The 17,521-nt window shown below is 51.3% G+C and carries 14 protein-coding genes; 10 read left to right on the top strand and 4 right to left on the bottom strand.

Annotation, left to right across the window (positions count from 1 at the left end):
- Positions 1-2 precede the first annotated feature (2 nt).
- The 3 genes from mtlR to mtlA all read right to left on the bottom strand — a co-directional run bounded on the left by mtlR (position 3) and on the right by mtlA (position 4,014).
- The gene (mtlR, locus tag D9597_RS10745; protein WP_130215204.1) at positions 3-590 is read right to left on the bottom strand and encodes a mannitol operon repressor MtlR; all 588 of its coding nucleotides are present in this window, start codon (positions 588-590) and stop codon (positions 3-5) included.
- Positions 590-1,735: a mannitol-1-phosphate 5-dehydrogenase gene (gene mtlD, locus D9597_RS10740; RefSeq protein WP_130222402.1), complete on the bottom strand. Its 1,146-nt coding sequence runs from the start codon at positions 1,733-1,735 to the stop codon at positions 590-592. The genes mtlR and mtlD overlap by 1 nt, the downstream gene beginning before the upstream one ends.
- A 365-nt stretch (positions 1,736-2,100) precedes the next feature.
- On the bottom strand, positions 2,101-4,014 hold the full coding sequence (gene mtlA / locus D9597_RS10735; protein ID WP_130222400.1) for a PTS mannitol transporter subunit IICBA: 1,914 nt from the start codon (positions 4,012-4,014) through the stop codon (positions 2,101-2,103).
- A gap of 535 nt (positions 4,015-4,549) precedes the next feature.
- Here mtlA and D9597_RS10730 point away from each other — a divergent pair.
- The 10 genes from D9597_RS10730 to D9597_RS10680 all read left to right on the top strand — a co-directional run bounded on the left by D9597_RS10730 (position 4,550) and on the right by D9597_RS10680 (position 16,472).
- Positions 4,550-4,912, top strand: a complete 363-nt coding sequence (locus D9597_RS10730) for a DUF3302 domain-containing protein (RefSeq protein WP_130215208.1) — start codon at positions 4,550-4,552, stop codon at positions 4,910-4,912.
- A 2-nt stretch (positions 4,913-4,914) separates the two neighbouring features.
- Entirely contained in the window at positions 4,915-6,051 is a 1,137-nt protein-coding gene (locus D9597_RS10725; RefSeq protein WP_000364939.1) for an HlyD family secretion protein, read from the top strand.
- A gap of 70 nt (positions 6,052-6,121) precedes the next feature.
- Positions 6,122-6,730 (top strand): glutathione S-transferase, encoded by a 609-nt coding sequence (locus D9597_RS10720; protein WP_130215210.1) that lies wholly within the window; start codon positions 6,122-6,124, stop codon positions 6,728-6,730.
- A gap of 97 nt (positions 6,731-6,827) precedes the next feature.
- A complete protein-coding gene (gene selA / locus D9597_RS10715; protein ID WP_130222398.1) occupies positions 6,828-8,219 on the top strand; it encodes an L-seryl-tRNA(Sec) selenium transferase in 1,392 nt (463 codons plus the stop codon).
- Entirely contained in the window at positions 8,216-10,060 is a 1,845-nt protein-coding gene (gene selB, locus D9597_RS10710) for a selenocysteine-specific translation elongation factor (RefSeq protein WP_130222396.1), read from the top strand. The genes selA and selB overlap by 4 nt, the downstream gene beginning before the upstream one ends.
- A gap of 189 nt (positions 10,061-10,249) precedes the next feature.
- Complete coding sequence (gene yiaY / locus D9597_RS10705; RefSeq protein WP_130222394.1) at positions 10,250-11,401, top strand: L-threonine dehydrogenase; 1,152 nt, start codon at positions 10,250-10,252, stop codon at positions 11,399-11,401.
- Positions 11,402-11,520: 119 nt separating this feature from the next.
- Positions 11,521-12,816, top strand: a complete 1,296-nt coding sequence (locus tag D9597_RS10700) for a Fic family protein (protein WP_130215218.1) — start codon at positions 11,521-11,523, stop codon at positions 12,814-12,816.
- A 107-nt stretch (positions 12,817-12,923) separates the two neighbouring features.
- The gene (gene aldB, locus D9597_RS10695) at positions 12,924-14,462 is read left to right on the top strand and encodes an aldehyde dehydrogenase AldB (protein WP_001551836.1); all 1,539 of its coding nucleotides are present in this window, start codon (positions 12,924-12,926) and stop codon (positions 14,460-14,462) included.
- Between the two features lie 544 nt (positions 14,463-15,006).
- Positions 15,007-15,330 (top strand): DUF3302 domain-containing protein, encoded by a 324-nt coding sequence (locus tag D9597_RS10685; protein ID WP_130215222.1) that lies wholly within the window; start codon positions 15,007-15,009, stop codon positions 15,328-15,330.
- Between the two features lie 5 nt (positions 15,331-15,335).
- Positions 15,336-16,472 (top strand): HlyD family secretion protein, encoded by a 1,137-nt coding sequence (locus D9597_RS10680; RefSeq protein WP_062883751.1) that lies wholly within the window; start codon positions 15,336-15,338, stop codon positions 16,470-16,472.
- Here D9597_RS10680 and D9597_RS10675 read toward each other — a convergent pair.
- Positions 16,469-17,443: a LysR family transcriptional regulator gene (locus D9597_RS10675; RefSeq protein ID WP_130206642.1), complete on the bottom strand. Its 975-nt coding sequence runs from the start codon at positions 17,441-17,443 to the stop codon at positions 16,469-16,471. The two genes, D9597_RS10680 and D9597_RS10675, sit on opposite strands and share 4 nt — an antisense overlap.
- Positions 17,444-17,521: the final 78 nt, after the last annotated feature.

Here is a 17,521-nt window from a genome sequence, read left to right as displayed (position 1 = left end):
GCTTACTTTTGAAAGGCTTTTTTTAAGCTGATTTTGGAAATCAGCTCAGTCAGTGAAAGGACCATTGTTGATCGCACAGCTTGTTGGTAACGCTGAACTTGCATCGCGTACAAACTGGAATCCGTTGGTTCAAATTGTGGCGGCGGAGGGATCGCCGCCACGCAGTGCAGCTCGCCAAATGGCCCAATAATTTCATCATCGGTAAAGGCGTACTCGTTACCGTCGTGATTCAGCTCTTCACGTAGCGCCATCAAGAGTTCTGCATCTTCATATTCGTTGCGGCTAATCACGCCAAGCCCATAAATCAGCTTTAAGCGCACGGAAAGGTCGCCCAGCGGACCATCGCCGTCGAGTAACGGTTCTACAGCATACTTCACCGCGTAATCGTCTTTGCGGAATACCTGAAGCACCAGAAGATTCACCGCCTCGGTCAGGAGATCAACGGCGGTGATCAAAAAGCTTCGCACGGTTTTGCCAGCATTCAGACGCTCAAGCACACGGTTTTCAAAGGCCTGGGTTTGTTCCATTGTTGCCTGCATATCTGACAATCTGTTGTTCAGGCGCAGGGTTTTCTGCGCCTGGTCTACCATTATTTTGCGTTATAAGCCGTGACTGCTTCGGCGACTACCTCGCTGTTAGCATCAAGCCCGGAAATTTGCGCCAGCGCTTCCTGCGGGCCTTTCTCGGTAATCAGCGCCGCCAGTTCCTGCGCCTGCGGATCATCTTCACTACGGAAGTGCATTGCAGCGGCGATACCTTCAATCAGGTTTTTGTGCGGCAAACCGTACTCCAGCGTACCCAACAGCGGTTTTACCAGACGATCGCCAGCGCTCAGTTTGCGCAGTGGCTGACGCCCTACACGCTCCACATCATCCTTCAGATACGGATTTTCAAAACGACCGAGGATTTTCTGGATGTACGCTGCATGTTTGTCAGCATCAAAGCCATAGCGCTTGATCAGCACAGCGCCGCTTTCTTCCATCGCACCTTTTACCACTGCACGGATTTTCTCGTCGAGAATTGCATCACGAATGGTCTGATGGCCCGCCAGTTTTCCGAGGTACGCGGTTATAGCATGACCTGTGTTCAGGGTGAAGAGTTTACGCTCGACAAATGCCATCAGGTTGTCTGTTAATTCCATACCTGGGATGTCCGGCAGTGTGCCTTTGAACTGGGTTTTATCGACAATCCATTCGCTGAAGGTTTCGACTGTCACTTCCAGCGGATCGTTAGTTGCAGAAGCGGAAGGCGGTACGATGCGGTCAACGGCGGAATCGACAAAGCCAACATGTTCTTCTACCCACGCTTTGGCATCTTCCGGCAGGGCGTTCATCACATGGCCTTTCAGCTGCGTGGTGCCGCGTACCATGTTTTCACAGGCGATGATGTTCAGCGGGGATTCATTACCTTGTTCTTTACGTTTCACCAGCCCTTTAGCGATGGCAGGAGCTATACGTTCCAGCACGACCGGGCCAACGGCGGTAGTGACTAAATCAACCTGAGCAATCAGATCAACGACATCATCACCAATGCTGCTGACGGCATTTACACCGGAAACGGTATCCACCTGCTCGGTTTCGCCGACCACATGAACCTGATAGCTATGACGGGCATTCAGGGCATCAAGCACCACCTGATTTACATCGGCAAACGTCAGTTGGATACCCGCGTCTGCCAGCAGTTTACCGATAAAGCCACGACCGATATTACCTGCGCCAAAATGTAATGCTTTCATAGTATTAACCTTCATCAATGTTTTTACCCGAGAGGGCTGGGGTGAGGCATTTCCCTCACCCAAACCCTCTCCGTGAGGAGAGGGGCAGCGCCGGATGCGGCGTAAACGCCTTATCCGGCCTACAAGAACGTGCAAATTCAACAAATTGCGCTTTGTTTTGTAGGCCTGATAAACGAAGCGCATCAGGTAATCAGCCCCACCGTCTCCATGTGGAGAGGGGGCAGCGCCGGATGCGGCGTAAACGCCTTATCCGGCCTACAAGAATGTGCAAATTCAACAAACTGCGCTTTGTTTTGTAGGCCTGATAAGCGAAGCGCATCAGGCAATCAGCCCCACCTTCTCCATGCGGAGAGGGTGGGCCTGGATTACTTACGACCTGCCAGCAGTTCCAGCACTTCATCCACGCTGGTGGTGTGTGCCAGACGCTCAATGACGGACTCATCATCCAGTGCGTTGGTCAGGCTGGTGATAACCTGAATGTGCTCGTTGTTACGGGCTGCAATACCAATCACCAGACGGGCAATGTCATCTTCTTCTTCACCGAAGCGCACGCCTTCCGGGTACTGGCAGAACACCACGCCCGTTTTCAGCACGCGATCTTTCGCTTCAACCGTACCGTGCGGCACGGCGATAGACTCACCCAGGTAAGTCGGGGTCAGTTTTTCACGGTCCAGCATCGCCTGTACGTATTCCGGCTCAACATAACCGCCTTTCACCAGCTGCTCGCCAGCAAAACGAATCGCTTCTTCTTTGGTGGCCGCTTTGCGACCGAGGAAGATGTTCTCTGCACCGAGCTTAAACAGGTTGGCGCTGGAATCGTCAAAGCTGTCTTTCAGGCTGTCTTTTACTTTCTCTTCGTTTTCAGTATGACGCTGGGCAGCAACCAGACGTTCAGTCAGGCTGGTGTACAGGCCGCTATCGAGGAAGTTAGTCAGCGAAATATGCTGTGCCTGCGGAACCTGGCGCATAGCGCGTTCGGTCAGATCACGGTGAGTGATGACCAGGTCCACATCCGGCGGCAGGTTGTTGATCGCGCTGTTGGTAACTGAAATCTGCGACAGACCCGCATCCTGAATTTTCTTACGCAGCACACCTGCGCCCATCGCACTGGAACCCATACCGGCGTCACAGGCAACGATGATTTTACGTACGTGGCTCAGGTCGTTAGTCACATCGCCAGCAGACAGCGGAGACGCGCCTTTAGACTCAGCTTTCATTTCCTGAACGCGACGTGCTGCAGCTTCAATATCATCTTCTTCTTTTACTTTGCTGGTTTTCAGCAAAATAGCAGAGACAACGAAGGACACTGCCATCGCCGCACACACACCCGCGATGTTAGCGAAGTAAGCACCTTTTGGCGTCATTGCCAGTACCGCGAGGATAGAACCCGGAGATGCCGGAGAAACCAGACCACCGCCCAGAATAGTCAGCGTGAACACGCCAGTCATACCGCCGAGGATAACGGCCAGAATCAGACGCGGATTCATCAACACATACGGGAAGTAAATTTCGTGGATACCACCCAGGAAGTGGATGATTGCCGCACCGCCCGCAGACTGTTTAGCGCTACCACGACCAAAGAACATGTACGCCAGCAGCACGCCCATACCTGGACCTGGGTTAGCTTCAATCAGGAAGAATATGGATTTACCCAGTTCATGGGACTGCTGAATACCCAGCGGCGAGAAGATACCGTGGTTAATGGCGTTGTTGAGGAACAGGATTTTCGCTGGCTCAACAAAGATGGACGCCAGCGGCAGCATGTCATGGACAACCATGAAGTTAACGCCCGCAGCCAGCATTTTGGACAGGGCTTCAACCAGCGGACCAATCCCCATGAATGCCAGAATAGCGAGGATCATCCCCATGATACCGGCAGAGAAGTTGTTCACCAGCATCTCAAAACCGGATTTGATTTTACCGTCTACCCAGCGGTCGAAATGCTTAATGCACCAGCCACCCAGCGGACCTGCAATCATAGAACCGAGGAACATCGGCATATCTGCGCCGACGATAACGCCCATGGTGGTGATGGCACCGACTACGCCGCCACGTTCGCCGCCTACCAGCTTACCACCGGTATAACCGATCAGCAGCGGCAGGAGATAGGTGATCATCGGCCCGACCAGCTTCGCCAGCGTTTCGTTCGGTAACCACCCTGTTGGAATAAATAACGCGGTGATGATACCCCACGCGATAAACGCGCCGATATTCGGCATCACCATGTTGCTGAGGAAACGACCAAAGCTTTGCACTTTGATCTTAATATCGGATGACATAAAAACACCCCTTCTTATGTTTGCTGTCGCGCAGGCTGGAAGCCCGAGGTTTTTTGTTAATGTGGCGGCAGAGGTAGCCGGACCTTGTAGATACTGCGAAATCTGGCACTGAATCGGTTAACTGTCCAGTTGATGGCCTTTTGTGTGATGTTAGTCACATAAATATAGGGGGTAGAGAGGTAATTGACGTGATGTTCATCACAAAATGCTTGTGTAAAAAAGCAACAAGGCGGTGATTTTCGCTAAAAATGGCATTTAAATGTGAGTAATGTCACATTTTTATTTTGACGGTTTGTTGAATCTTTGTGATCTAAATCACAAGATATTTTCTCACGGCGTTCACCTGATGTGATCTACAGCATGTTATGCCTTAGTCATAAAATCGTTATGTAACTAAGCAACTCATCGCTTCTTAAAATTATTCTTCGGTGTGATGGCGAGAATCGCAAACCCGGATTATTGTCAAATAATCAGCCCGACGCGTATCTGGCTGCCAGCCCATAACAACTCTGATAAGCGTGAATTCGAGGCAGCTATGTTTCTAAACTATTTCGCGTTGGGAGTGCTGATCTTCGTCTTTCTGGTGATTTTTTATGGAATCATCGCGATACATGACATCCCTTATCTGATTGCCAAAAAGCGTAATCATCCCCATGCCGATGCTATTCATACGGCGGGCTGGGTGAGCCTGTTTACTCTGCACGTTATCTGGCCGTTCCTGTGGATCTGGGCGACGCTCTACCAGCCAGAGCGCGGCTGGGGCATGCAGTCGCATACTACGCCGCAAGAGAGGGCGCCTGACCCGGACATCGCTGCGCTTTCTGACCGTATCTCCCGGCTGGAACATCAACTCGCCGCCGAGAAAAAACCTGACTACTCCACGTTTCCGGAGATCTAATCATGGATCTGTTGATTGTCTTAACTTACGTGGCGCTGGCGTGGGCGGTCTTTAAAATCTTCCGCATTCCGGTGAATCAGTGGACGCTGGCGACGGCGGCGCTCGGCGGTGTGTTTTTGGTGAGTGGTTTGATTTTATTGATGAATTATAACCATCCCTACACTTTTACGGCGCAAAAGGCGGTGATAGCTATCCCTATCACGCCACAGGTGACGGGGATCGTGACTGAAGTCACCGATAAAAATAATCAGCTTATTCAGAAGGGCGAGGTGCTTTTTAAGCTCGATCCGGTACGTTACCAGGCGCGAGTAGACAGACTTCAGGCTGATCTGATGACGGCGACGCATAACATCAAAACGCTGCGGGCGCAGCTCACTGAGGCGCAGGCTAACACCACTCAGGTTTCAGCGGAGCGCGATCGGCTGTTTAAAAATTATCAACGCTACCTGAAAGGCAGCCAGGCGGCAGTGAATCCGTTCTCGGAACGTGACATCGACGATGCGCGGCAGAATTTTCTCGCGCAGGATGCGTTAGTGAAAGGCTCGGTGGCGGAGCAGGCGCAGATCCAGAGCCAGCTCGACAGCATGGTCAACGGTGAGCAATCGCAGATTGTGAGCTTAAGAGCGCAACTTACTGAAGCAAAATATAACCTTGAGCAGACCGTCATTCGCGCGCCAAGCAATGGCTACGTTACTCAGGTACTGATCCGCCCAGGTACATACGCAGCTGCCTTGCCGCTGCGTCCGGTGATGGTCTTCATCCCCGAGCAAAAACGGCAAATTGTCGCCCAATTTCGGCAAAACTCGCTGTTACGTCTGAAACCCGGCGATGATGCGGAAGTAGTGTTTAACGCGCTACCTGGGCAGGTGTTCCACGGCAAACTGACCAGTATTTTACCTGTCGTGCCAGGCGGTTCGTATCAGGCGCAGGGGGTACTGCAATCATTAACGGTCGTGCCCGGCACGGACGGTGTGCTGGGAACCATTGAACTGGACCCTAACGATGATATCGATGCCTTACCCGACGGCATCTACGCCCAGGTGGCAGTTTACTCCGACCATTTCAGCCATGTTTCGGTGATGCGGAAGGTACTGCTAAGAATGACCAGTTGGATGCATTATCTTTATTTGGATCATTGAGACTTATATCACCTGTGTTTTGCGTGAGCCTGGGCCATACTGATATTTTTCCTCGCACAAAGGACTCGGCATGAAACTCGTCGGTAGCTACACCAGCCCGTTTGTACGCAAACTTTCTATTCTGTTGTTAGAAAAGGGCGTAACTTTCGAATTTATTAATGAACTGCCCTATAACGCGGACAATGGCGTGGCGCAATTTAACCCGTTAGGGAAAGTGCCGGTGCTGGTGACCGAAGATGGCGAATGCTGGTTTGATTCGCCGATCATCGCTGAATATATTGAATTAATGAATGTCGCTCCGGCGATGTTGCCACGCGACCCTTTGGAGTCGTTGCGAGTGCGCAAAATTGAGGCGCTGGCCGACGGCATTATGGATGCCGGGCTGGTGTCGGTGCGTGAACAGGCGCGTCCGGCGGCGCAGCAGTCTGAAGATGAATTGTTACGCCAGCGGGAGAAAATCAACCGCAGCCTGGATGTGCTGGAAGGATATCTGGTCGATGGCACGCTCAAAACCGATACGGTCAATCTGGCGACTATCGCCATTGCCTGCGCCGTTGGATATCTCAATTTCCGCCGCGTTGCGCCAGGCTGGTGTGTCGACCGCCCACACTTAGTCAAACTGGTCGAGAATCTCTTTAGCCGCGAAAGCTTCGCTCGCACCGAACCGCCAAAGGCTTGATGCGCGATATGTCCTCCTGACGCTTCTCACGTTACAATCCGTGGTTATGTTAAACGCCCTTCTCCGTGCGAGAGGGCCTTGATGAGCCTGGTTTCCTATGACAACCGAAACGCGTTCCCTCTATAGTCAGCTTCCAGCTATCGATCGCTTATTGCGTGATAGTTCTTTCCTTTCTTTGCGTGATACTTATGGCCATACCCGTGTCGTGGAGCTGCTGCGTCAGATGCTCGACGAAGCGCGGGAAATGATTCGTGACAGCCAGTCGCTGCCTGCATGGTGTGAAAACTGGGCGCAAGAGGTTGATGCTCGTCTGGCGAAAGAGGCGCAGAGCGCGCTGCGTCCGGTGATCAACCTGACGGGAACCGTGCTGCATACCAACCTTGGGCGAGCTTTACAGGCGGAAGCCGCGGTGGAAGCCGTTGCGCAGGCTATGCGTTCGCCAGTGACCCTCGAGTACGATCTGGACGACGCCGGACGCGGACATCGCGATCGTGCGCTGGCGCAGTTGTTATGTCGCATCACCGGCGCAGAAGATGCCTGTATCGTCAATAACAATGCGGCGGCGGTGCTGCTGATGTTGGCAGCAACTGCCAGTGGTAAAGAAGTGGTGGTTTCTCGCGGCGAACTGGTGGAGATTGGCGGCGCGTTTCGTATTCCTGATGTCATGCGCCAGGCGGGCTGCACCCTACACGAAGTAGGGACCACCAACCGCACGCACGCGAATGATTATCGTCAGGCAGTGAATGAAAATACCGCGCTGCTAATGAAGGTGCATACCAGTAATTACAGCATTCAAGGCTTCACCAAAGCGATAGACGAAGCGGAACTGGTGGCGCTCGGCAAAGAACTGGATGTTCCCGTGGTGACTGATTTAGGCAGTGGTTCGCTGGTGGATCTCAGTCAGTATGGTTTGCCAAAAGAGCCGATGCCGCAGGAGTTGATTGCGGCGGGCGTCAGCCTGGTGAGCTTCTCCGGCGACAAGCTGTTAGGCGGGCCGCAGGCAGGGATTATCGTTGGTAAAAAAGAGATGATCGCCCGCCTGCAAAGCCATCCACTGAAGCGTGCATTACGTGCAGATAAAATGACTCTCGCGGCGCTGGAAGCCACGTTGCGTCTTTATTTACACCCTGAAGCATTGAGTGAAAAATTACCGACCCTGCGTCTGCTTACTCGCAGCGCAGAGGTCATTCAAATCCAGGCGCAACGGTTACAGGCACCCCTTGCCGCTCACTATGGCGCGGAGTTTGCGGTACAGGTTATGCCATGCCTTTCGCAGATTGGCAGTGGTTCGCTGCCGGTGGATCGTCTGCCGAGCGCGGCGTTGACGTTTACGCCTCATGACGGACGCGGTAGTCACCTTGAGTCATTAGCCGCCCGCTGGCGTGAATTGCCAGTGCCGGTGATTGGTCGTATTTATGACGGACGATTGTGGCTGGATTTACGCTGCCTTGAAGATGAGCAACGGTTTTTGGAGATGTTGTTGAAATGATTATTGCGACTGCCGGACACGTTGACCACGGCAAAACAACCTTATTGCAGGCGATTACGGGCGTAAATGCCGACCGTCTGCCGGAAGAAAAGAAACGTGGGATGACCATCGATCTCGGTTATGCCTACTGGCCGCAGCCAGATGGACGCGTGCCTGGTTTTATCGACGTTCCCGGTCATGAAAAGTTTCTTTCCAACATGCTGGCGGGCGTTGGTGGTATCGATCACGCACTGCTGGTGGTGGCGTGCGATGACGGCGTGATGGCACAGACCCGTGAACATCTGGCGATTTTGCAGCTGACCGGTAACCCGATGCTGACAGTGGCACTGACCAAAGCCGATCGCGTGGACGAAGCGCGTGTTGATGAGGTTGAACGCCAGGTAAAGGAGGTGCTGCGGGAATACGGTTTTGCTGAGGCAAAATTGTTTATCACCGCAGCGACCGAAGGACGGGGAATTGATGCCCTGCGTGAACATCTGCTTCAGTTGCCGGAACGCGAACACGCCAGCCAACATAGTTTCCGACTCGCTATCGACCGCGCATTTACCGTAAAAGGTGCCGGGCTGGTGGTCACCGGTACGGCGTTAAGCGGGGAAGTGAAGGTAGGCGATTCACTATGGCTGACTGGTGTAAATAAACCGATGCGCGTGCGTGCGCTGCATGCGCAAAACCAGCCGACTGAAACCGCCCATGCCGGGCAGCGTATCGCGCTTAACATCGCGGGTGATGCGGAAAAAGAACAGATTAACCGTGGCGACTGGCTGCTTGCCGATGTGCCGCCAGAGCCGTTCACACGAGTGATTGTCGAGTTACAAACCCATACGCCGCTGACCCAGTGGCAGCCGCTGCATATTCACCACGCCGCCAGCCACGTTACGGGACGCGTTTCGCTGCTGGAAGATAACCTTGCCGAGCTGGTGTTCGACACGCCGCTGTGGCTGGCGGATAACGATCGCCTGGTGCTGCGCGATATCTCTGCCCGTAACACGTTGGCGGGGGCGCGGGTGGTGATGCTTAACCCGCCGCGTCGCGGTAAACGTAAGCCGGAATATCTGCAATGGCTGGCGTCACTGGCACGCACACAAAGCGATGCCGACGCACTGACCGTTCATCTGGAGCGCGGTGCGGTTAACCTTGCCGATTTCGCCTGGGCGCGTCAGCTCAATGGTGAAGGGATGCGCGAACTGCTGCAACAGCCGGGCTATATTCAGGCGGGTTACAGTTTGTTGAACGCTCCAGTTGCCGCCCGCTGGCAACGTAAAATTCTCGACACATTAGCAACTTATCATGAGCAACATCGCGATGAACCTGGTCCAGGACGCGAGCGTCTGCGGCGCATGGCGTTGCCGATGGAAGATGAAGCACTGGTGCTGTTGCTGATTGAAAAGATGCGCGAAAGCGGCGACATTCACAGCCATCATGGTTGGCTGCATCTGCCGGACCACAAAGCAGGATTTAGCGAAGAGCAGCAAGCAATCTGGCAAAAAGTGGAACCGCTGTTTGGCAACGAGCCGTGGTGGGTGCGTGATCTGGCAAAAGAGACGGGAACTGACGAACAGGCAATGCGCCTGACACTACGCCAGGCGGCGCAGCAGGGGATAATTACGGCGATCGTTAAAGATCGTTATTACCGTAACGATCGGATTGTCGAGTTTGCCAACATGATCCGCGATCTCGATCATGAGTGTGGCTCGACCTGTGCGGCAGATTTCCGCGATCGCTTAGGTGTTGGTCGAAAACTGGCAATTCAAATTCTGGAATATTTTGACCGCATTGGTTTTACGCGTCGTCGGGGAAATGATCATTTATTGCGTGACGCATTATTATTTCCGCATAAATAAGATAATGATTAATTCATATTAAATGCGAATTACTTTAAAAGTCTTATAAATTTTGAAAAAGCGCATTAGAACATGAGTCTAATGTGCTTTTTTTAATATACGATTCTAAAAATAATAATATCGATCAACTTTTTAAATATAAATCCTCTGTAAGCTGCCCGCCCTTTTACCCTCGTTCTGGAGTGTGTTATGGCAGCTTCCACATTTTTTATTCCTTCTGTTAATGTCATTGGCGAAGATTCTTTAAAAGATGCGCTGAATATGATGGAGGAATATGGTTTTCGCCGTATATTAATTGTTACTGACAGAATGCTAGCGAAATTAGGTATGGCGGGAGAGGTACAAAAAGCCTTATATGACCGCAATATTTTTAGCATTATTTATGAGGGTACCCAACCTAATCCGACCACGAAGAATGTCGCAGAAGGTTTGAAAATGTTGAAGGAAAATAACTGCGACAGCGTGATCTCCTTAGGCGGCGGTTCTCCGCACGACTGCGCAAAAGGTATTGCACTGGTAGCCGCTAACGGTGGTGATATCCGTGATTATGAAGGCGTAGACCGCTCTGCAAAACCACAGTTGCCGATGATTGCCATTAATACCACGGCGGGTACAGCGTCTGAAATGACCCGTTTTTGCATCATCACCGACGAAGTGCGACATATCAAAATGGCGATTGTGGATAAGCACGTTACCCCGCTGCTTTCGGTTAATGATTCCTCGCTAATGATCGGTATGCCTAAGTCTCTGACCGCAGCTACCGGGATGGATGCTCTCACTCATGCCATCGAAGCGTATGTGTCTATTGTGGCAACGCCAATTACGGATGCCTGCGCGCTGAAAGCAATGACCATGATTGCAGAAAATCTACCGTTAGCCGTCGAAGATGGCAGCAACGCTAAAGCGCGTGAAGCAATGGCTTATGCCCAGTTCCTCGCAGGTATGGCATTCAATAACGCTTCTCTGGGCTATGTTCATGCGATGGCGCATCAGTTAGGTGGCTTTTACGATCTGCCGCACGGCGTTTGTAATGCCATTCTGCTGCCGCACGTGCAGTTATATAACAGCAAAGTTGTTGCATCACGTTTGCGTGACTGCGCCGCGGCGATGGGCGTTAACGTCACAGGTAAAAATGATGCTGAAGGGGCAGAAGCCTGTATTAACGCGATTCGCGACCTGGCGAAGAAAGTGGATATCCCGGCAGGTCTGCGTGACCTGAACGTTAAAGAAGAAGATTTCCCGGAGCTGGCAAGCAATGCCCTGAAAGACGCTTGTGGCTTTACTAACCCGATTCAGGCAACTGAAGAAGAAATTGTGGCGATTTATCGCGCTGCAATGTAATCCCCATTCTCCTGCGGCTGGCGTGTTGTCAGTCGCTATCTCAAAATTTGCGATTTTTGAGATAGTTTCTTTAGTCTGCTATACACTATCTCAATATTGCGCTTTTTTGAGATAAGCAAATGGCTATCAAATCACCTCCCAGACTGATTCCTTTATCACACTTATCGGGTGAGGAACTCCAGGCCCACTTACGCTTTAACCGGGTTACCGATGAAAAAGGACGTTATCTGCCTTTTGATGAGTTGCAGTACCGCATCAAAAAAGGGGAAAACATTGAAGTGGCGTGGACGCTTACCCGGCTGGCGCGCAACGCGGCGATCCAGCGAATCAATTATTGCAATGAAGCGGGTGAGCAGGCCGGATTCAACATTACGCCAGTGATTGCAGAAGCGTGCGAGCTTGTCGACAAACATGCCACCGCGCTGGCGCTGAAAGATCAGACTGAACGGTTACGCGGGGCGGGCGCCGAGTTAAGCCAGTTACGCCTGGAAGAGCCGATCACCAGTTCCCAACTGGAAGGTGCGAATACCACGACGCTGGTGGCGAGAAAAATGCTGGAAACAGGGCGGGCGCCGCGCACTGAAGACGAGCATATGATTGCGGGAAATGCCCGGCTGATGGCGGAAATTCCGCAATTACTGACAGAACAGCTTACACCTGCGCTTATACGTCAGTTACATGCTATTGGTATGGGAGGAATAAATGACGCGAAATATCGTCCGGGTGAATTTCGTGAAACAGATGATGTCGTGATCGCCGATTATGACGGCAATATTGTGCATCAACCGCCCGCAGCGGCATTGTTGCCGGAACGACTGGAAAAAGTTTGCCAGTGGTTAAACAGCCATGAAGGGTATATTCACCCGCTGGTCCGCGCCTGCATTCTGCATTTTATGCTGGCCCATGAGCATCCGTTTCGCGATGGCAACGGGCGCACCAGTCGGGCGCTGTTTTACTGGTATATGCTGAAATCGGGCTACGATGTCTTTAAATATATTTCCATCAGCCGTTTGCTTCATGTTGCACCAGTCAAATATGCCGCCAGCTACCAGTACACTGAATCAGATGGTATGGATCTGACTTATTTCCTTGAATATCAGGCGGGTGTCATTAAACGTGCTGTGCAAAACTGGCAGCAGCATATTGATGAAATTATGCAACGAAGCGCAAAACTTGACCGCCTATTGTTCAGTTCTGGTGTGCTTAGGCGACTGAATCCGCGTCAGGTGACGCTTCTGAATGTGATGCTCGCCAATCCGGGGAAAGAGTACACAGTTTCTGAAACCAGCGCGAGTCTGGGCGTCTCTGATAATACAGCGCGAACTGATTTACGGACGATTGTTAAAGAAGGATTTGCGCAAGAGAAGAAAATTAATGACCAGCAAGTAGTATACGTCGCACATTACCCGCTGTAGTCCTTGCCAGTAAATTCGTGATAGCCGTCGTAAAGCTGTTACCGACTGGCGAAGATTTCGCCAGTCACGTCTACCCTTGTTATACCTCACACCGCAAGGAGACGATCATGACCAACAATCCCCCTTCAGCACAGATTAAGCCCGGCGAGTATGGTTTTCCCCTCAAGTTAAAAACCCGCTATGACAACTTTATTGGCGGCGAGTGGGTCGCGCCCGCCGATGGCGAGTATTACCAGAACCTGACGCCGGTAACCGGGCAGTTGTTGTGCGAAGTGGCGTCTTCGGGCAAACGAGATATCGATCTGGCGCTGGATGCTGCGCATAAAGTGAAAGATAAATGGGCGCATACCTCGGTGCAGGATCGCGCAGCGATTCTGTTCAAGATTGCCGATCGGATGGAGCAGAACCTCGAGCTGTTAGCGACGGCTGAAACCTGGGATAACGGCAAACCCATTCGCGAAACCAGTGCTGCCGATGTGCCGCTGGCGATTGACCATTTCCGCTATTTCGCCTCGTGTATTCGGGCGCAGGAAGGCGGGATCAGTGAAGTTGATAGCGAAACCGTGGCTTATCACTTCCACGAACCGTTAGGTGTGGTGGGGCAGATTATCCCGTGGAACTTCCCGCTGCTGATGGCGAGCTGGAAAATGGCTCCCGCGCTGGCGGCGGGCAACTGCGTGGTGCTGAAACCCGCACGACTTACCCCGCTTTCTGTACTGCTGCTAATGGAAATCGTCGGTGATTTACTGCCGCCGGGCGTGGTGAACGTGGTCAACGGTGCGGGCGGCGAAATTGGCGAATATCTGGCGACCTCGAAACGCATCGCCAAAGTGGCGTTTACTGGCTCAACGGAAGTGGGTCAGCAGATTATGCAGTACGCCACGCAAAACATTATTCCAGTAACCCTGGAGCTGGGCGGCAAATCGCCAAATATCTTCTTTGCTGACGTGATGGATGAAGAAGATGCCTTTTTCGATAAGGCGCTGGAAGGCTTTGCATTGTTTGCTTTTAACCAGGGCGAAGTCTGTACCTGCCCAAGCCGTGCTTTAGTGCAGGAGTCTATCTACGAACGCTTCATGGAACGCGCCATCCGCCGTGTTGAAAGTATTCGTAGCGGTAACCCGCTCGACAGCGTGACGCAAATGGGCGCGCAGGTATCTCACGGGCAACTGGAAACCATCCTCAATTACATTGATATCGGTAAAAAAGAGGGCGCAGATGTGCTTACCGGCGGGCGGCGCAAGTTGCTGGAAGGCGAGCTGAAAGATGGTTACTACCTTGAACCGACTATCCTGTTTGGTCAGAACAATATGCGTGTTTTCCAGGAAGAAATATTTGGCCCGGTGCTGGCGGTAACCACCTTTAAAACGATGGACGAGGCGCTGGAGCTGGCGAACGACACACAATATGGCTTGGGTGCAGGCGTCTGGAGTCGTAACGGCAATCTGGCCTATAAGATGGGGCGCGGCATTCAGGCCGGACGCGTGTGGACCAACTGTTATCACGCTTACCCGGCACACGCAGCGTTTGGCGGCTACAAACAGTCGGGCATCGGACGCGAAACCCATAAGATGATGCTGGAGCATTATCAGCAAACCAAGTGTCTGCTGGTGAGCTACTCGGATAAACCGTTGGGGCTGTTCTGATGTGAAAAGCGGGTCGCATCGGGTATTCATTGCCTGATGCGACGCTTACGCGTCTTATCATGCCTACGGGGACCTGACCGTAGGCCGGATAAGGCGTACACGCCGCATCCGGCATAAACAAAGCGCACGTTGTTACAATTTACGTTTTAAACCTACGTGCGCAATAACCCAGACTACGCCAACAGAAGTGCGTTTCTGGGGCGTGTTTTGCCAGGAGTTTAATCTCGCGTTTCGATGGTGAGCGGGCGAACCAGGCCGTAAATCACCATTGGTGTTCCGAGACCAATCAATAATAAACGGTAGATAATTGAAGGTTTAATACACTTAATCTGTACTGTGGATGTTTTACTGGAGTTATTCATTAGCTTGGCCAATAGTTCCATTATTTCAATATGATAAACCTCGTCCTGTTGAAAAACCAGACAGCACATTTCAGAAAGTATATAAAAAATAATATGTCGTTATATAAATAAGAAAATTGCACTGCATCATGGCATTTCATAATATGCGTTAATTGTTCTTTTTTATATTCTCTGAGGAAAATATGTTCCTGGATTATTTTGCACTGGGAGTGCTTATTTTTGTATTTCTGGTGATCTTCTATGGGATCATTATTTTACATGATATTCCCTACCTTATTGCCAAAAAACGTAATCATCCTCATGCCGACGCCATTCATGTTGCTGGTTGGGTGAGTCTTTTTACGCTGCATGTTATCTGGCCCTTTTTGTGGATTTGGGCCACGCTTTACCGCCCGGAGCGGGGATGGGGAATGCAAAACCATGATTCATCCGTTGTGCAACTGCAACAGCGTATTGCCGGGCTGGAGAAACAGCTCGCCGACATGAAAGCTCCTTCTACCGAGTAATATTTATGGATTTACTGATTATTTTGACCTATGTGGCTTTCGCATGGGCAATGTTTAAGATTTTTAAAATCCCCGTGAATAAATGGACCATCCCTACAGCGGCACTGGGCGGCATATTTATTGTCAGCGGCTTAATTCTATTAATGAACTATAACCATCCATACACCTTTAAAGCGCAAAAAGCGGTTATTTCCATTCCTGTTGTCCCGCAGGTGACAGGCGTGGTGATTGAAGTGACGGATAAGAAAAATACGCTGATTAAAAAAGGCGAAGTGCTATTTCGACTGGATCCGACGCGTTATCAGGCACGGGTAGATCGGCTGATGGCGGATATCGTTACCGCAGAACATAAGCAGCGGGCATTGGGGGCAGAGTTAGATGAGATGGCGGCGAATACCCAGCAGGCAAAGGCCACACGGGATAAATTTGCTAAAGAGTACCAGCGTTACGCACGCGGCAGCCAGGCGAAAGTAAATCCGTTTTCAGAACGGGATATCGATGTGGCGCGGCAAAATTATCTGGCGCAGGAAGCCTCAGTGAAGTCATCGGCGGCGGAACAAAAGCAGATCCAGAGCCAACTGGATAGCCTGGTGTTGGGTGAACATTCACAAATCGCCAGCCTGAAAGCGCAGCTTGCGGAAGCAAAATATAACCTTGAGCAGACGGTAGTGCGTGCGCCGAGCGACGGTTACGTAACTCAGGTACTGATTCGTCCAGGAACGTATGCCGCGTCGCTGCCGCTGCGTCCGGTCATGGTGTTTATACCCGATCAGAAACGACAAATTGTGGCGCAGTTCCGCCAGAACTCCTTGCTGCGCCTGGCCCCCGGCGATGATGCGGAAGTGGTGTTTAATGCCCTGCCAGGTAAGGTATTCAGCGGTAAACTGGCAGCCATCAGTCCAGCTGTTCCCGGCGGGGCTTATCAGTCGACCGGCACCTTACAGTCGTTAAACACAGCGCCGGGTTCAGATGGCGTTATCGCGACTATTGAGCTGGATGAGCATACTGATTTGAGCGCTTTACCAGACGGTATTTACGCCCAGGTGGCGGTCTACTCTGATCATTTCAGCCATGTTTCGGTTATGCGCAAAGTGCTGTTACGCATGACCAGCTGGGTGCATTACCTTTATCTCGACCATTAATCTTTGTTTTCCGCCGCTTGTTCAGGTCGCAGTTGCTGCGACTGAGCAAGCTGGTGGCGAATTTCACGCAGCATCTCGTCCAACACATACTGGACCCGCCAGGGCTGGTATTCCCGTTTCCGGAAGATAGCCACCAGATCCAGCCACCATTCATACGGTTGCTGGAAACAGGGGATCAGCGTGCCGTCTTGCAGGTCGCTCTGCACACTTTTGTCTGGCGCAAACACAATCCCCAGGTGATTTCGCGCCAGCTCCAGCGCCGACTGAGTATTGTCACAGACGTAATTTCCCTTAACACGATAATCACGTACTTCTTTACTTCCGGCGACGTTGAAGCGCCAGATATTCGCGTCATCGATCATCATCGAGTCGATCAAAATACAGGAGTGATGTTCAAGTTCGTCTGGTCGGCTAATGGGGTGTTTCTCAAGATAAGTTTGGCTGGCATAGGCGGTTACTGCATATTGCGTAATAAAACTGGCAACCAGCGATTCATCTTTTGGTGGCGCGTAGCTGATTAAAACATCACAATCATCGGGAAATTCGACACCTTCATAAAAGGCGTTGCGCTCAAGATTGCAGGTTTTTAGCGATAAGGTGATTTCACCGATATCTTTAATTTTGTCGATAACGTGTTTGGATAAATAGGTAATAATGCCAGTTGGTGCGTAGATGGTAACCCGACCACGTTTCTCATGCTTATAATCTGCAATAAAATTATTAAGCTGCTCGTTTCTGTCGAGCATATCATTAATGTACGGTAATAGCGCGGTGCCAAAAGGCGTCAGCATCAGTTGCCGTGTGGTTCTGTCAAAGACTTTTAAGCCCACTTTTGATTCAAAATCAGCAAGATATTTACTGACATTGGCCTGCGCGATGCCAAGCACGGTAGCCGCATGGCTGATATTTTCACTGGCAGCGATTACCGAGATAATTTTTAACTCCCGGTACTTGAGTTGTAATTTTGTCATCGCAACAGTCCAATTTATATATAATTTTATATATTACTATATAAATATGAATCTTGCACCGGAGAAATTGTAAGCATT

The organism is Escherichia sp. E13S3 (assembly GCF_004212325.1).
GTDB lineage: Bacteria > Pseudomonadota > Gammaproteobacteria > Enterobacterales > Enterobacteriaceae > Escherichia.
The sequence above is the reverse complement of the archived record's forward strand: the minus strand, read 5'-3'. Positions and strand labels throughout refer to the sequence as shown.

Coding starts and splice junctions, on each gene's coding strand:
- D9597_RS10685 (WP_130215222.1), top strand. CDS start 15,007: ATGTTCCTGGATTATTTTGCACTGGGAGTGCTTATTTTTGTATTTCTG.
- D9597_RS10680 (WP_062883751.1), top strand. CDS start 15,336: ATGGATTTACTGATTATTTTGACCTATGTGGCTTTCGCATGGGCAATG.
- D9597_RS10730 (WP_130215208.1), top strand. CDS start 4,550: ATGTTTCTAAACTATTTCGCGTTGGGAGTGCTGATCTTCGTCTTTCTG.
- mtlD (WP_130222402.1), bottom strand. CDS start 1,735: ATGAAAGCATTACATTTTGGCGCAGGTAATATCGGTCGTGGCTTTATC.
- mtlR (WP_130215204.1), bottom strand. CDS start 590: ATGGTAGACCAGGCGCAGAAAACCCTGCGCCTGAACAACAGATTGTCA.
- D9597_RS10725 (WP_000364939.1), top strand. CDS start 4,915: ATGGATCTGTTGATTGTCTTAACTTACGTGGCGCTGGCGTGGGCGGTC.
- selB (WP_130222396.1), top strand. CDS start 8,216: ATGATTATTGCGACTGCCGGACACGTTGACCACGGCAAAACAACCTTA.
- aldB (WP_001551836.1), top strand. CDS start 12,924: ATGACCAACAATCCCCCTTCAGCACAGATTAAGCCCGGCGAGTATGGT.
- D9597_RS10700 (WP_130215218.1), top strand. CDS start 11,521: ATGGCTATCAAATCACCTCCCAGACTGATTCCTTTATCACACTTATCG.
- D9597_RS10675 (WP_130206642.1), bottom strand. CDS start 17,443: ATGACAAAATTACAACTCAAGTACCGGGAGTTAAAAATTATCTCGGTA.
- selA (WP_130222398.1), top strand. CDS start 6,828: ATGACAACCGAAACGCGTTCCCTCTATAGTCAGCTTCCAGCTATCGAT.
- yiaY (WP_130222394.1), top strand. CDS start 10,250: ATGGCAGCTTCCACATTTTTTATTCCTTCTGTTAATGTCATTGGCGAA.
- mtlA (WP_130222400.1), bottom strand. CDS start 4,014: ATGTCATCCGATATTAAGATCAAAGTGCAAAGCTTTGGTCGTTTCCTC.
- D9597_RS10720 (WP_130215210.1), top strand. CDS start 6,122: ATGAAACTCGTCGGTAGCTACACCAGCCCGTTTGTACGCAAACTTTCT.